Here is a 14,631-nt window from a genome sequence, read left to right as displayed (position 1 = left end):
CCAGGCCGAGACGGGGTTTCCGCCTAAGGGAATGGTGTTCCCGAGCGCAAGCCCGGTCTTGAATCCATGGCCGCTTCAGTCCTAACTGCGCCATCGGCCCCGCGCAACTCACCAGACCCATGCCCCGCACCCATGCCAGCCTGCCGCGCCTTTATGTCGAGCCCGACCTGGGGCAGGACACCCCGATCACGCTCGGCAAGGAGCAGTCGCTTTATCTTGCCGCCGTGTTGCGCAAGACGGTTGGCGATACGGTCGTGCTGTTCAATGGCCGCGACGGCGCCTGGCTCTGCCGGCTGACGGGTGATGCAAAGAAGGCCGTGGTACTGCACGCCGTCGAGCAGATCGCGCCGCAGACCCCGGGGTCCGATCTCTGGTACGGTTTCGCCCCGCTCAAGACCGAGCGACTCGACTATGGAATCCAGAAAGCCACCGAAATGGGCGTCGGCGTGATCCAGCCGGTGCTGACCCAATTTACCCAGGTGAGCCGGCTCAAGCACGAGCGGCTGGTGGCCAATGCCATCGAGGCGGCCGAGCAATGCGAGGTGCTGAGCGTGCCCACCGTGTGTGGCGAGGTCACGCTCGACCGGCTGCTCGATGGCTGGGCAGGCGAGCAGGGCAGCCGGCTGCTGGTCCTGGCCGATGAGGGGGAGGGTTCGTCCTCCCCGCTGGAGGCGCTTGCTGCGCTCAAGGGCAATCCCGTCGGGCTGCTGATCGGCCCCGAGGGCGGGTTTTCCGATGCTGAACGGCAACGCTTGCGAGCCCAGCCCTTCGTCGTGCCGGTGAGTCTGGGCCCCCGGATTTTGCGGGCCGATACCGCCGCCGTCGCCGCGCTGGCGGTGATTCAAGCGACCATCGGCGATTGGCGATAAAAGGCGATTGCTTTCAGCGGAGTGGGCGTTATGGTCGCGCGCACTTCCTGACCCCTCAACACCAGAGGACCCTATGGCCGGCGCCGACACTTCCTCGCCTCCCATCGAATCACGCGCCGACCTGATCGAGGCAATGGCAAGGGGCGCTAAACCCGCCAGCGAATGGCGCATCGGCACCGAACACGAAAAGCACGTTTTCCACACCGATCCGCTGCGGCCCGTCATCTATGACGGGCCCGACGGTATCCATGCCCTGCTGACGGGCGTCGCCGAGCAGACCGGCTGGGAGCCGTTCTACGATGGCGATAACCCCATCGGCCTGCGCAATGACGGCGTGGCCGGCGGCATCTCGCTGGAGCCCGGCGGGCAATTCGAACTGTCGGGCGCGCCCCAGATCGATCTGCACGGCACCGCGGCCGAAACCGCTGAGCATCTGCGCATCGCCAAGGATGTCGCCGCCCCGCTCGATATCCATTTCCTGGGCCTGGGCGTGACGCCGCTCTGGTCGGTCGGCCAGATTCCGTCCATGCCCAAATCGCGCTATGCCATCATGGCGCCCTATATGGACAAGGTCGGCACGCTGGGCACCTCCATGATGTTCCGCTCCTGCACGGTGCAGACCAATCTGGATTTTTCCTCCGAAGCCGACATGGTCAAGAAGCTACGCGTCTCGCTTGCCCTGCAGCCGGTGGCCACCGCCCTGTTCGCCAATTCGCCCTTCGTCGATGGCAAGGACAGCGGCTTTCTGAGCTTTCGCAGCCACATCTGGCTCGACACCGACAAAGCCCGTACCGGCATGCTGCCTTTTGCCTTCGAGCAGGGCTTCGGCTTCGAGCAATATGCCGACTACGCGCTCGACGTGCCGATGTATTTCGTCATTCGCAACAAGCAATACGTCAACGTGGCCGGCGAGAATTTCCGGGCTTTCCTCGAAGGCCGGCTGCCCCAATTGCCGGGCGAAAAGCCCAGCATCAAGGACTGGGAAGATCATTTGTCGACCCTGTTCCCCGAGGTGCGGCTCAAGCAGTTCCTCGAAATGCGCGGCGCCGACATGGGCGACGAGCAATCGGTCACCGCGCTGTCGGCCTTCTGGGTCGGCTTGCTGTATGACGATATCTCCCTCGAAGCGGCCTGGGAAATGGTCAAGCCCTGGACCGAGGCACAGCGCGAACACATGCGCCGCGAGGTTCCGCGCCTGGGCCTCGCCACCCCGTTCGATCGCTCCAACCTCTACGACATTGCCGCCCAGGCCGTCGGCATCGCCGAAGCAGGCCTGGTGCGGCGCGATATTCGCAACGCGCAAGGCAATGACGAGACGATCCATCTGGCCCCGCTCGAGCAAACCATCCGCCTGGCCAAATCCCCCGCCGACCGCTGGCTGGACCTGTATCGCGGCGCGTGGAACGGGGATCTGACGCGGATCTTCAAGGCGGCGGAGATTTAAGCGGAAGTATCGGGGCTAAACCGTCACTCCTCGGTCTATCACTCACCCAATGACTACTCCGCCGCCTGTGCCGCGACCGCGCGCGTATTCAGGTTGCCCATGCTTTGCACGATGTGGTTGGCCAAGACGTCGTAAATGCCGCCATAGGCATGGCTGCCGCGCATCAGGGCGATCTGGGCGTCGGCCAGCCGGGGCATGCCCTGCTCGTCGCCCAGAACCCGCATGCCCGGCTGCAATGCACTTTCGGGCAGGAAGCCAACGGCGAGGTCCGACAGCACCGCGCTGGAAATCGCCGTAGCGTTCGAGGAGGTATAGGCGATGCGGTAATCCTTGCCGACACGGTTGAGCGCTTCCACCGCCTCCGTCCGCCAGATACAGGTCTGCGATCCGCTGGCCAGCGCCAGTGGCTCGCTCGCCAGCGCCCGGCCGCCATGGCTGGCGACCCAGAACATCTTTTCGGTGCGGAACAGTTCGCCGAAATTCTGATCGGTCCCCTGCGTGAAGACGATCAGATCGTATTTGCCCGCCTTCATGCCCTCCAGCAATTGCTCCGATGCCATGCAGGCGACATCCACCCCGATCTTGGGATGGGTGCGCTGGAAGCTGGACAGGATGACCGGCAACAGGCGCACGGCGTAATCGTCGGGAACCCCGAAGCGGATCGAGCCGGTCAGGTCGCCCTTGGAAAAATGGTCGAGAATCTCGGCATTGGTGCGCAGCATCTTGCGGGCGCGGGCATAAAGCACCTCGCCATGCTGCGTCAGCGCCACGCTGCGCCCGTCGCGCGTCAAAAGCGGGTGGCCCAAACGCTCCTCCAGGCGCTTGATCTGCATCGACACGGCCGACTGGGTCTTGTTCACCCGCCGCGCCGCTTCGGTAAAGCTGCCGCAATCGGCAATAGCGCAAAAGCTTTGCAATTGGTCCAGATCGAGGGGAGCAGTCATCGCATCATCACTGAAATTGATCGGTTGGATGAAATCTATTTGTTAGACGAATAGATGTCCAGCACGATATTGCTCTATCCATCGGCACCAAAACGGTGCTGGACCGCGCCGGTCTCCCCCGGCACAACCACATTTTCGAGACTTCCCATGGCTCTCTCGCTGTTTGGCGAGCGGCCCCACGCGGCCGCCATGCCCGCCGATCCGTTTGCCAAGTTTGCCCGCTGGCTTGCCAAGGCCCAGGCCGCGCGAACCCGACGGACCGCGCTGGCGGCTTTGCTCGAACTCGATCACGCCCGGCTTAATGATTTGGGCATCGACCGGCGCGATGTACTCGACGCCTTGCAGGCCCGGGGCAGTGGGCTGGGCCATCGCCTCAATGCCGCACGCGCCGCCAGGGCGCGCCTCTAGCCCGCTTGCGCCACGATTTCGCCGAAACCGGCGCGCACGAGACGGACAGCGACAGTTGGCCCTTCAAGGGTCGTCGCGCTTGAATTTGCCCATGGCCCGCGCCATGTGCCTCAGCGTTGGCATGAATTGTCCGTCCGGACCGCTCGTGCCATCTCCCGGGCCGGTTTTGCCACCGGCCTTGTTTCCTGAAAACTTGCCGGATGGGCGCGTGCGCTTGTCCGGCTTTTTATTGCGGCGCGATGAAGCTGACGCCCAATTCGCTCTCGCGCCGCCAGATCACCTTGCAATTAAAGCTTTGCCCGTCGTCCAGCACCAGCTTGAACTGCTCGGGAATGCCGATGATGCTGGCAATGCGCAGATTGGCGCCGATCTCCGAGAAATTGCGCACGGTGCAGGCAAAAGTCGAAAAACCGTCATTGATCACGATCTTGGCGCCCTTGAGCACCCGACGCCGCGCGATCTTGCGTTTTTCTTCTTCGTCCATCACCCAATCTCGACACGCTATGGAAGTTGCGCGAAACCATCCTTGAAGCCGTTGAGCGACACCGGAATGCCAATGCCCTCCTCCGGAGTCTTGAACACCACGAAAATCGCGTCCGTGCCGCTCGAAAGGGTCTGGATCATGGTATCGTCCAGCACCACTTCGGCCACGCAGCCATTGGGCAGGCAGCGCACGAAGGCGACGCGGCCCATGTCCTTGCCGTCCACGTTCAAGCCCAGTCCGTTGGGCAACAGCACCCCCAGCGGCGCCAGCACGCGCAACAGCCGCGCCTGCTGATCGGCCGTCTTCAGCACGATCACCGACAGCCCCACATTGGGCTGGTCCTCGGCCATGACGTTCTGGATGATGGCGCATTGCTCAAAACTGGCGCCGGGAGGCGTATCGCAGCTCATCTGCCAGTCGCCGAACTGGGCGCGGACCACGCCTTGCCCGCTCGCGGCGCTGCCGCCAAGCGCCAATATCGTCGCGGCAAGGCCGGCTAACACCAGATTGCGCTTCAAAATCGCCTTCACTCGATCAATTCTCCCCTCGAATCGCGCATGCGCGAGGACTGTTGTCTGTTTCGGACAGCCATGAGGCCCTGTCAACCAAGCCCCGGTTTGCGGGCGATATGGGCTCATAAGTGCGGCGGCGATGAGGCCATTCCGCCCCGTGCGGGGCGCATTATGACGCATGCCGGAGCCGATTGGCAGAATGGACTTGGTGCATGCGATGTGATTTAGCTCAAGGCCGAGTTTAGCGCTCCGAAGTTGAGTCGGGGCGGCGTTTGCTATGCCGCACATCCCCCCTCAATCCGGCGCCGCATGATAATGGCAGTCCATAGGGGGTTTTCAGTGACCGGGCAGTTCAAAAGGCGTTTAGGAGCCGTAGCCGCCACCGCGCTGGCATGTGTCCCCGCGCTGGCCTATGCGCAGGACGCGGCGCCCGAGCCGACCGGCCATCCCAATCCGGGCCAATTCCACCTGCAGCGCTCCGTTACCCCCATCATGGACTCGATCGTGACGTTCCACGATGGCATCCTGATGTGGACCATTTCGCTGATCGTGCTGCTGGTGCTGGTGCTGCTGGTCGTCGTGGCCGTTCGCTTCAACGCCAAGGCCAATCCGACCCCGTCGCGGACCACGCACAATACGCTGGTGGAAATCCTGTGGACCGTGCTGCCGATCGTCGTGTTGATCATCATCGCCATCCCCTCCTTCGGCGTACTCTCCGATCAGTTGACCACCCCTGACGGCGAACGCAAATATCTGGGCTCCAATATTTTCTCGTTCGGCGAGGTCGATGTCCCGGCCCCGGGCCTGACGGTCAAGGCGACCGGCCAGCAATGGTATTGGGACTATGAATATGTGGATCAGGCGCAGTCCTTCAGCTCCTCGATGTTCAACGAGACCGACCGCACGGCCAACAAACCGAACCAGCCGCGCTTGCTCGCCGTTGACAACGAATTGGTGGTGCCGGTGGACACGACCGTGCGCATGCAGGTCACATCCGATCCCACCGGCGTGATCCACGCCTTCGCCGTGCCCTCGTTCGGCATCAAGATCGACGCGGTGCCAGGCCGCCTCAACGAAACCTGGTTCAACGCGCGTGAAACCGGCATCTTTTATGGCCAGTGTTCCGAGCTCTGCGGGCAGAACCATGCCTTCATGCCGATCGCGGTGCGCGTTGTCACCAAGGACGAATTTGCCGCGTTCATGGCCAGCTACGAGAGCAGCGGCGACTACGCGACCGCCAATGCCACCCTCGCAGCAGTGCAGTAAGATCAAGGGTTAGGGACCTCAGCCATGGCCGATACAACTCATCTCGAAGCGCACGCGACCGGCCATGACAGTGCCGACGCCCATGAGCATCACCTGCCCAGCGGCTGGCGTCGCTATGTCTATTCCACCAACCACAAGGACATCGGCGTGATGTACCTGGTCTTCGCGATCGTCGCGGGGATCATCGGTGGCTTGCTGTCGGGCTTCATGCGCATGGAGCTGCAGGAGCCGGGCATCCAGATTTTCCACGGCCTGGCCGCCATGACCTATGGCCTGGAAGGCGACGCTGCGCTGGACGCCGGCAAGCATATGTACAACGTTTTCACCACCGCGCACGCGCTGATCATGATCTTCTTCATGGTCATGCCCGCCACCGTGGGCGGCTTCGGCAATTATTTTGCGCCGCTGATGATCGGCGCGCCCGACACGGCGTTCCCGCGCATCAACAACATCGCCTTCTGGCTCCTGCCGCCGGCATTCATCCTCTTGCTGATGTCCCTGTTCTTCGAAGGCCCGGCCGGCCTTTACGGCACCGGCGGCGGCTGGACCATCTATCCGCCTTTGTCCACCACCGGCCAGCCCGGCCCGGCCATGGACTTCGCCATCCTGGCGCTCCATGTGGCCGGTGTGTCGTCCATCCTGGGCGCGATCAACCTCATCACCACGATCTTCAACATGCGCGCACCCGGCATGACCATCCACAAGATGCCGCTGTTCGCCTGGTCCATCCTGGTCACCGCATTCCTGCTGCTCTTAGCGCTGCCGGTGCTGGCGGGCGGCATCACCATGCTGCTGACCGATCGCAATTTCGGCACCGCCTTCTTCAAGTCCGATCAGGGCGGCGATCCCGTGCTGTTCCAGCACCTGTTCTGGTTCTTCGGCCATCCCGAAGTCTACATCATGATCCTGCCGGGCTTCGGCATCGTCAGCCACATCATCTCGACCTTCTCCAAGAAACCCGTCTTCGGCTATCTCGCCATGGCCTATGCCATGGTCGCCATCGGCTTCGTGGGGTTCGTCGTGTGGGCCCACCACATGTATACGACCGGCCTGAGCCTTGACGTGCAGCGCTACTTCGTGGCCGCCACCATGGTCATCGCGGTGCCCACGGGCGTCAAGATCTTCTCCTGGATTGCCACCATGTGGGGCGGCTCCATCAGCTTCGAGACCCCCATGCTGTGGGCCATCGGCTTCATCTTCCTGTTCACCGTCGGTGGCGTGACCGGCGTGGTGCTGGCCAATGCCGGTGCCGACCGCGTGCTGCACGATACCTATTACGTGGTGGCCCATTTCCACTACGTGCTGTCGCTGGGCGCGGTGTTCTCGATCTTTGCCGGCTGGTACTACTGGTTCCCCAAGATGTTCGGCTATCTCTACAACGAGACGCTGGGCAAGATTCACTTCTGGTCCATGTTCATCGGCGTGAACCTGGTGTTCTTCCCCCAGCATTTCCTAGGCCTTGCAGGCATGCCGCGCCGTTATATCGACTATCCCGACGCCTTCGGCATGTGGAACCGCGTGTCCTCGATCGGCTACTACATCACCTTCCTGTCGATGGCGCTGTTCTTCTACGCCACCTGGGAAGCCTTCCGGAAAAAGCGCCCGGCAGGCGACAGCCCGTGGGGCGAGGGCGCGACGACGCTGGAATGGACGCTGAGCTCCCCGCCGCCGTTCCACCAGTTCTCGACACTGCCCAAATTCGACTCGACCGACGCGCACTAGGCGCAATCGACATCCCGGATCGCCCCTGGCGGTCCGGCCAACAAGGCAAGGCGTGTGGCATATATCGACGATAGCGGCAGCATTCCCGTCCTGGCGGGTGAAGCGCGAGTGGAAGATTACTTCGCGCTGCTGAAGCCGCGTGTCATGTCGCTGGTGGTGTTCACCGCCATTGTCGGCCTGCTGGTGGCGCCTGGCGCCATCAATCCCGTTATCGCGGTCATTGCCATGCTTTGCATCGCCATCGGCGCCGGCGCCTCGGGCGCACTCAACATGTGGTACGATGCCGATATCGACGCCGTCATGAGCCGCACCGCCAATCGCCCGATCCCGGCCGGCCGCATCTCGCGCCAGGAAGCCCTGGTGTTTGGCCTGGTGCTGTCCGTGTTTTCGGTAACGCTGCTCAGCCTCGCCACCAATTGGGTGGCCGGCGCGTTCCTGGCCTTCACCATCGTGTTCTATGCCGTGTTCTATACCATGTGGCTCAAGCGCTCGACGCCGCAGAACATCGTCATCGGCGGCGCCGCCGGCGCTTTCCCGCCCATGATCGGCTGGGCCGCGGTCAATGGCACCATCACGCTGGAAAGCCTGGCGCTGTTCCTGATCATCTTTCTGTGGACGCCACCCCATTTCTGGGCCCTGGCGCTCTACAAGCAAAGCGACTATGGCGCGGCCGGCATTCCCATGATGCCCAACGTCAGGGGCGAGGCATCGACCAAGCTGCAAATCCTGCTCTATTCGGTCCTGCTGGCCGGCTCGAGCCTATTGCCGGCCGTGCTCGGATTTTCCGGCCTGCTTTACGCCGTCGTCGCCGGCCTGACCGGGGCGGTCTTCCTCTATCTGGCCTGGAAGCTCTATCGTTCCGCCGATGGCGTACCCATGCGCAAGGCGGCGCGCACCCTGTTCACGTATTCGCTGAGCTATCTGTTCATCGTCTTTTTCGCGTTGTTGACCGACAATCTGCTGGCGCGCTTCGGAAGTGTTGTTGCATGAGCGCACCCAATGAAATCCGCGAGGTCGTGGTCTACCCGCCCGAGATCGAGGCCGCACGCGCCAAGGTGCGTCGTCGTCGCTCGATCGCGCTGGGGCTGGCGCTGGCGTTGTTTGCTCTAACCTTTTACGTGCTGACCATCATCAAGATGGGCCCGGCCCTGTTCGATCGGGCGCTCTGATGGCGCGGGCGACCACCCTTCCGCCGGTGACCCCGCAGATGCGGCGCAACCAGCGCGTCGGCATGATCTGCCTGGCTGTGGTGGCCGCCATGGTGGGGCTCGCCTATGCCTCGGTGCCGCTTTACCAGTTGTTCTGCGAGGCGACCGGCTATGGCGGCACCACCCAGATCGCCGCCGACAATCCCAAGGGCGTCATCGCGCGGCCCATGACCGTGCGCTTCGACAGCAATGTGGCCAGCGGCCTGCCCTGGACGATCGTGCCGTCCAAGCCGATCACCGACGATATCGGGCGCGTCGACACAGTCAATTTTACCGCCACCAACCGCTCCGACAAGCCGGTGACCGGCCAAGCCATCTTCAACGTCTCGCCCGAGCGCGCCGGCTACTATTTCAACAAGATCGAGTGTTTCTGCTTCACCGAGCAGACGCTGCAGCCGGGTGAAACCGTGCAGATGCCGATCGTCTTTTTTGTCGATCCGGATCTTGACCAGAACGCTGAACTCGACACCATAAAAGAGCTGACGCTCTCCTACACCTTCTATCCAGTCAACGAGGGAGGCTGAACATGGCCGCGATTACCAAGAATCACGACTATCACATGGTCGAGCCCAGCCCCTGGCCCTTCGTCGGCTCGGTCGCGACCCTGATCATGGCCATCGGCGGCGTCTTCTGGATGCACCAATGGACGCCTTGGGTGTTCTTTATCGGCTTGGCCGGCGTACTCTACACCATGTTCGCCTGGTGGTCCGACGTGGTCAGGGAAGCCAATAACGGGGTCGACCATACCCCGGTGGTGCAGATGCATCATCGCTACGGCATGATGCTGTTCATCGCCTCCGAAGTCATGTTTTTCGTGGCCTGGTTCTGGGCCTATTTCGATGGTTTCTTCCGCCTCGATGACGTCGAGCAATATGCCCGTGTCGCCGCGACGTCCGGCGTCTGGCCACCGACAGGGGTCGAACTGTTCGATCCCTTCCACCTGCCGCTGTTCAACACGCTGATCCTGCTGACCTCGGGCACCACCGTCACCTGGGCCCACCATGCCCTGCTGGAAGGCGATCGCAAGGGTCTGCGCTGGGGCCTGGTGCTGACCATTGCCCTTGGCCTCTTGTTCTCCTGCGTGCAGATGCTGGAATATTCCGAGGCCGGGTTCCTGTTTGGCGGGGACGGTGCGACCATGTACGGCGCCACCTTCTTCATGGCGACCGGTTTCCACGGCTTTCACGTGTTTATCGGCACCATCTTCCTGGCCATCTGCCTGGTGCGAGCCGAGCGCGGCCAGTTCACGCCGGAGCGCCATCTCGGCTTCGAATTCGCCGCCTGGTACTGGCACTTCGTCGACGTGGTCTGGCTATTCCTGTTTGCATCCATCTATGTTTGGGGCAGCTGGGGCGTGGCGGTCGGCCACGGTTGACCTGACGTCGTTGATTCTGACAGGGCGCAGCATGGTCTGCGCCCTTAACTTTTTTCCAAGGCACGACGGATGGACAGCCCTGCGCCGCCCCATCGATTGAGCGCTGCGCTGCGCTGGAGCTTCATCGCTCTGATGCTGGCGCTCACGGTGGCATGCGTGTTCCTTGGCATGTGGCAACTGCAGCGGCTTGCCGAAAAGGAAGCCCTGATCGCCGCCGTTGCCGAGCGCCTGCATCTGCCACCCGTGCCGCTGCCCCCCCAAGCGCAATGGACTGGGCTGGACCTTGATCTGCTCAATTTTGCCCCGGTCAGCCTGACCGGCACCTTCAGGCACGACCAGGCCGTCACCGTGTTCACCAGCCTTGTGGATGCCAGGGGCCCTGCATCCGGACCCGGCTACTGGGTGGTCACCCCCTTCGTGCTGGCTGGGGGCGGCACCGTATTCGTCAACCGCGGTTTCGTGCCTGAAAACCTGCAAGAGGCTGCCCTCAACGATCCGGGTGGCCCACAAGGCCGGGTGACGATTACCGGCCTGTTGCGGCCCGCCGAGCATGCCGGCTGGTTCGTGCCCGAGGCCGATACCTCCAACCGCATCGAATGGGTGCGCGATCCGGCGCGCCTGGCAAACCTGGTCGATCCGGCGCTTGCGCCCTTCGCGCCGTTCTATGTCGACCAGGCTGCCGGCCCGGGCGCCACCTTGCCGCAGGGTGGGGAAACCGTCGTCGAATTCCCCAACAATCATTTCGGCTACGCCCTGACCTGGTTCGGCTTTGCCATCATTGCTCCGGTCATGCTGGGCTTCTGGCTGTGGCGACAGCGGCGGACGAAAGTGTGACGCCGATTACGGGCTGCGCCCTTCTTCCCTCGAGGGCGGGGCAGAACAGCGTAGAGGTTGCGCCGCACCCCCGCTTTGACTAGGTTGCACCAAATCTTCAAGGGCTCTTCCCCTCAATGCAGTTTGTATCCACGCGCGGCCAGGCGCCGGCGCTCGGCTTCTCCGACGCCGTCCTGGCTGGCCTTGCCGCCGATGGCGGGCTCTATGTGCCGCACAGCTGGCCGCAGATCGGCGCCAACGAGATCGCCGGTTTCGCCGGCCAGCCCTATGCCGATGTCGCCTACGCAATCATCTCGCGCTTTGTCGGCGACGAGATCGCTCCGGCAAAACTCAAATCGATCATCGATGACGCCTATGCCGGTTTCCGCCACCCTTCGGTCGCGCCTTTGGTCGAGCTGGAACCGAACCACTTCGTGCTCGAGCTGTTCCATGGCCCTACGCTAGCGTTCAAGGACGTCGCCATGCAGTTCCTCAGCCGGATCATGGACCATATCCTGACCAGCCGCGGCCTGCGCGCCACCATCGTCGGCGCCACCTCCGGCGATACCGGCTCGGCCGCCATCGAGGCCTTCCGCGGCCGCGACACCACCGATATCTTCATCCTGCATCCCCGGGGGCGCACGTCGCCCGTCCAGCGCCTGCAAATGACCACGGTGCTCGACGCCAACGTGCACAATATCGCGCTCGACGGCACGTTCGACGATTGTCAGGATCTGGTCAAAGCTCTGTTCAACGATCATCCGTTCCGCGACGCCGTGCGCCTGTCGGGCGTCAATTCCATCAATTGGGGCCGCATCGTCGCGCAGATCGTTTATTACTTTACCGCCGCAGCCTCCCTGGGAAGTCCTGGGCGCCTGGTGAGCTTTACCGTGCCGACCGGCAATTTTGGCGACATCTTTGCCGGCTACGCCGCCAGGCGCATGGGCCTGCCCATCGACCGGCTGGTCATCGCGACCAATGCGAACGACATCCTGGCCCGCACCATGGACACCGGCCATTACCAGATGGACGGGGTCGAGCCCACCATCAGCCCATCCATGGATATCCAAATTTCCTCCAATTTCGAGCGGCTGCTGTTCGACGCGACGGGGCGAGATGCCTCCGCGCTCAACGCCATGATGGCGAGCCTCAAGCAGTCCGGCGGCTTTGCCGTGCCCGAGGGGGCGCTGGCCGCCATCCGGGCCGAATTCAGCGCCGGCACGACCGGGGAGGCCGAAACACGGGCGACGATTGCCCAAGTCTGGAAAAACGCCGCCTATCTGCTCGATCCGCACACCGCCGTCGGTGTGCATGTAGCGAAAGCCCTGCGCCAGTCCGCCATTCCCATGATCACCCTGGCGACCGCCCATCCGGCCAAATTCGCCGATGCGGTGCTGGGTGCCAGCGGCGTGGCGCCCGAATTGCCCGCCTGGCTCGCCGATCTGCACGAGCGTCCCGAGCGCCTGAGCGTTCTGGCCAACGAGCAGTCCGCGATCGAGGATTTCATCAGGGCGCGAACGCGTGCTGCACAGTAAAAGGTACGGCGCGGTCGCTGATCGCACCGCCGGGAGGATTGCGTGAGCCTACAATCGACAACCCTGGACAATGGCATGGTCGTGGTCACCGACGACATGCCCCATCTCGAAAGCGCCTCCCTGGGCGTCTGGGTCAAGGCCGGCGCCCGCAGCGAACGCAAGGCCGAACACGGCATTTCCCACCTGCTCGAACACATGGCCTTCAAGGGCACGACGTCGCGCTCCGCTTTGCAGATCGCCGAGGCCATCGAGGATGTCGGGGGCGATCTCAATGCCGCGACGTCCATCGAGCATACCGGCTATTTCGCCCGCGTGCTGAAAGAGGACGTGGTGCTCGCCGCCGATATCTTGTCCGATATCCTGCAGAACTCGCTGTTCGACGAGAAAGAGCTCGAGCGCGAGCAGCAGGTGATCGTCCAGGAAATCGGCGCGGCGCGCGATAATCCCGACGATCACGTGTTCGACCTGTTCCAGGCCGCCGCCTTTCCCGAGCAGCCGATCGGCCGCACCATTCTGGGCACCGTGGAATCGGTGCGCGAGTTCAAGCCCGAAGTGATCCGCAAGTACATGAATCGCAATTATGTCGGCGATCACATGGTCATGGCGGCCGCCGGCAATGTCGATCACGATAAGCTGGTCCGCGTTGCCGAACAGCGCTTTGCCGAACTGAAGCCACAGGGCGCTCCGGCCCCGCAAAGCGCCGACTACAAGGGCGGCGAGGAGCGGCTGGTGTCGGACCACGAACAGGCCCATATCGTGGTGGGCTTTGAGGGACGCGCCTACAATTCGGATGGCTTTTACGCCGCCCAGGTCCTGGCCTCGATATTGGGCGGCGGCATGAGCTCGCGCCTGTTTCAGGAAGTGCGCGAAAAGCGCGGCCTATGCTATTCGGTCTATGCGTTCCATTGGGCTTTTGCCGATAGCGGCGTCTTCGGCGTTGCCGCCGCTACCGGCGAGGACGAGGTCGGCGATCTGGTCCCCGTCGTCATCGACGAGCTGCGTCGCGCCACCCAGACCATCACCGACGAAGAAGTGGTCCGCGTTCGCAACCAGATCCGCGCCGGGCTGTTGATGTCGCTGGAAAGCCCATCCGCCCGCGCCGGCCAATTGGCGCGCCAGCAAATCTTGTGGGGACGTCCAATTCCCATGGCCGAAACGGTCGAGCGCATCAACCGCATCACCACCCAGCGGGTCAAGGACGTAGCCGAACAGATTTTCCTCTCCGGCACGCCCACCCTGGCGGGTATCGGCCCCATCGCGGCGCTGCCCGACCTCGAAGCCGTCGGCACCCTGCTCAAGCGATAAGGGGCATTGCGGTGCCGATGCTGTGGCCCTGGTCGTCGCCCGCCCAACTCATCGCCCTGCGCAGCCCGGACCTGTTGCTGCGGCTGCCCCAGATCGGCGACTACCCGGCCTGGTCCGGGTTGCGCAAAGCCAGCCGGCCATTCCTCAAGCCGTTCGAGCCGCGCTGGACCGAGGCTGATCTGGCCCACTCCGTGTTCGCCACCCGCGTCAAGCGGGCGCGCCAGGAAGCCGAGGACGGCACCGACTATTCGTTTCTCATTTTCAATCTAGCCAACGGCAGCGAAACGCTGGTAGGCGGCGTAACCCTGTCCAATATCCGTCGCCGTGCCGCCCAGTTCGTCAATCTGGGCTATTGGATGGGCCAGCAGTTCGCGGGGCAGGGGCTGATGACCAAGGCCGTGGCACTGACGCTGCCCTTCGTGTTCGAAAGCTGCGATCTGCACCGCATCCATGCCGCCTTCCTGCCCGGCAATATCGCGTCGCGCCGCGTCCTTGAAAAAAACGGCTTCATCGAGGAAGGCTTCGCCGCCGGCTATCTGCAAATCGATGGCCGCTGGGAGGACCACGTCCTGTTCGGGCTGACGCGCGAGCGCTACGAACTGCGCCGCCACGGGCGCAAAGCCTGAGCCCGAAGTTTCGAATTTATGCTTTTCTTATCCCTGGCCGTTCCGAAAAAAGCCCGAATACAGCGCCAAAGCGCGCTTTTGCCCGCCGCTACGCTTATGACATCTCCAATTGCCGATCAT

16 protein-coding genes are annotated in these 14,631 nt (G+C 63.1%); 13 read left to right on the top strand and 3 right to left on the bottom strand.

Annotation, left to right across the window (positions count from 1 at the left end; all coding sequences use genetic code 11):
- The first annotated feature begins 119 nt into the window (after window positions 1-119).
- Together ACFE8X_RS02075 and ACFE8X_RS02070 are read left to right on the top strand one after the other, a co-directional pair.
- On the top strand, window positions 120-869 hold the full coding sequence (locus ACFE8X_RS02075) for a 16S rRNA (uracil(1498)-N(3))-methyltransferase (protein ID WP_375449769.1): 750 nt from the start codon (window positions 120-122) through the stop codon (window positions 867-869).
- A 73-nt stretch (window positions 870-942) separates the two neighbouring features.
- Complete coding sequence (locus tag ACFE8X_RS02070; RefSeq protein ID WP_375449768.1) at window positions 943-2,313, top strand: glutamate--cysteine ligase; 1,371 nt, start codon at window positions 943-945, stop codon at window positions 2,311-2,313.
- Between the two features lie 53 nt (window positions 2,314-2,366).
- Here ACFE8X_RS02070 and ACFE8X_RS02065 read toward each other — a convergent pair whose 3' ends face one another.
- Window positions 2,367-3,257 (bottom strand): LysR family transcriptional regulator, encoded by an 891-nt coding sequence (locus ACFE8X_RS02065; RefSeq protein WP_375449767.1) that lies wholly within the window; start codon window positions 3,255-3,257, stop codon window positions 2,367-2,369.
- A 147-nt stretch (window positions 3,258-3,404) separates the two neighbouring features.
- Between ACFE8X_RS02065 and ACFE8X_RS02060 the strand changes: the two genes are divergently transcribed.
- Window positions 3,405-3,665: a hypothetical protein gene (locus ACFE8X_RS02060; protein ID WP_375449766.1), complete on the top strand. Its 261-nt coding sequence runs from the start codon at window positions 3,405-3,407 to the stop codon at window positions 3,663-3,665.
- A gap of 226 nt (window positions 3,666-3,891) precedes the next feature.
- Here the strand turns inward: ACFE8X_RS02060 and ACFE8X_RS02055 are convergent, their stop codons facing one another.
- Window positions 3,892-4,149, bottom strand: a complete 258-nt coding sequence (locus ACFE8X_RS02055) for a PilZ domain-containing protein (RefSeq protein WP_375449765.1) — start codon at window positions 4,147-4,149, stop codon at window positions 3,892-3,894.
- 17 nt (window positions 4,150-4,166) lie between these two features.
- Entirely contained in the window at window positions 4,167-4,787 is a 621-nt protein-coding gene (locus ACFE8X_RS02050) for an invasion associated locus B family protein (RefSeq protein ID WP_375449866.1), read from the bottom strand.
- 189 nt (window positions 4,788-4,976) lie between these two features.
- On the opposite strand from ACFE8X_RS02050, the gene coxB reads away from it, so the two are divergent.
- The 10 genes from coxB (at window position 4,977) to ACFE8X_RS02000 (ending at window position 14,511) form a co-directional block, all read left to right on the top strand.
- A complete protein-coding gene (gene coxB / locus ACFE8X_RS02045; protein WP_375449764.1) occupies window positions 4,977-5,927 on the top strand; it encodes a cytochrome c oxidase subunit II in 951 nt (316 codons plus the stop codon).
- A 24-nt stretch (window positions 5,928-5,951) separates the two neighbouring features.
- Window positions 5,952-7,649: a cytochrome c oxidase subunit I gene (gene ctaD / locus ACFE8X_RS02040; protein WP_375449763.1), complete on the top strand. Its 1,698-nt coding sequence runs from the start codon at window positions 5,952-5,954 to the stop codon at window positions 7,647-7,649.
- A gap of 54 nt (window positions 7,650-7,703) precedes the next feature.
- Window positions 7,704-8,639 carry a heme o synthase gene (gene cyoE, locus ACFE8X_RS02035; RefSeq protein WP_375449762.1) on the top strand — a complete coding sequence of 312 codons (936 nt, stop codon included), beginning with the start codon at window positions 7,704-7,706 and terminating at the stop codon, window positions 8,637-8,639.
- Complete coding sequence (locus ACFE8X_RS02030; RefSeq protein ID WP_375449761.1) at window positions 8,636-8,818, top strand: hypothetical protein; 183 nt, start codon at window positions 8,636-8,638, stop codon at window positions 8,816-8,818. Before cyoE ends, ACFE8X_RS02030 begins: the two co-directional genes overlap by 4 nt.
- Window positions 8,818-9,381, top strand: a complete 564-nt coding sequence (locus ACFE8X_RS02025; RefSeq protein ID WP_375449760.1) for a cytochrome c oxidase assembly protein — start codon at window positions 8,818-8,820, stop codon at window positions 9,379-9,381. The genes ACFE8X_RS02030 and ACFE8X_RS02025 overlap by 1 nt, the downstream gene beginning before the upstream one ends.
- Window positions 9,382-9,383: 2 nt before the next feature.
- Window positions 9,384-10,232: a cytochrome c oxidase subunit 3 gene (locus ACFE8X_RS02020; RefSeq protein ID WP_375449759.1), complete on the top strand. Its 849-nt coding sequence runs from the start codon at window positions 9,384-9,386 to the stop codon at window positions 10,230-10,232.
- 69 nt (window positions 10,233-10,301) lie between these two features.
- On the top strand, window positions 10,302-11,066 hold the full coding sequence (locus ACFE8X_RS02015) for an SURF1 family protein (protein ID WP_375449758.1): 765 nt from the start codon (window positions 10,302-10,304) through the stop codon (window positions 11,064-11,066).
- Window positions 11,067-11,182: 116 nt separating this feature from the next.
- Window positions 11,183-12,580, top strand: coding sequence for a threonine synthase (gene thrC / locus ACFE8X_RS02010; RefSeq protein ID WP_375449757.1), 1,398 nt, complete (start codon window positions 11,183-11,185; stop codon window positions 12,578-12,580).
- Window positions 12,581-12,622: 42 nt separating this feature from the next.
- Entirely contained in the window at window positions 12,623-13,885 is a 1,263-nt protein-coding gene (locus ACFE8X_RS02005) for a M16 family metallopeptidase (RefSeq protein WP_375449756.1), read from the top strand.
- A 17-nt stretch (window positions 13,886-13,902) separates the two neighbouring features.
- The gene (locus ACFE8X_RS02000; protein ID WP_375449865.1) at window positions 13,903-14,511 is read left to right on the top strand and encodes a GNAT family N-acetyltransferase; all 609 of its coding nucleotides are present in this window, start codon (window positions 13,903-13,905) and stop codon (window positions 14,509-14,511) included.
- Window positions 14,512-14,631: the final 120 nt, after the last annotated feature.

The organism is uncultured Devosia sp. (assembly GCF_964244875.1).
Lineage (GTDB): Bacteria > Pseudomonadota > Alphaproteobacteria > Rhizobiales > Devosiaceae > Devosia.
Note: the sequence above shows the minus strand (reverse complement) of the source record. Positions and strands in the feature narration are given on the sequence as shown.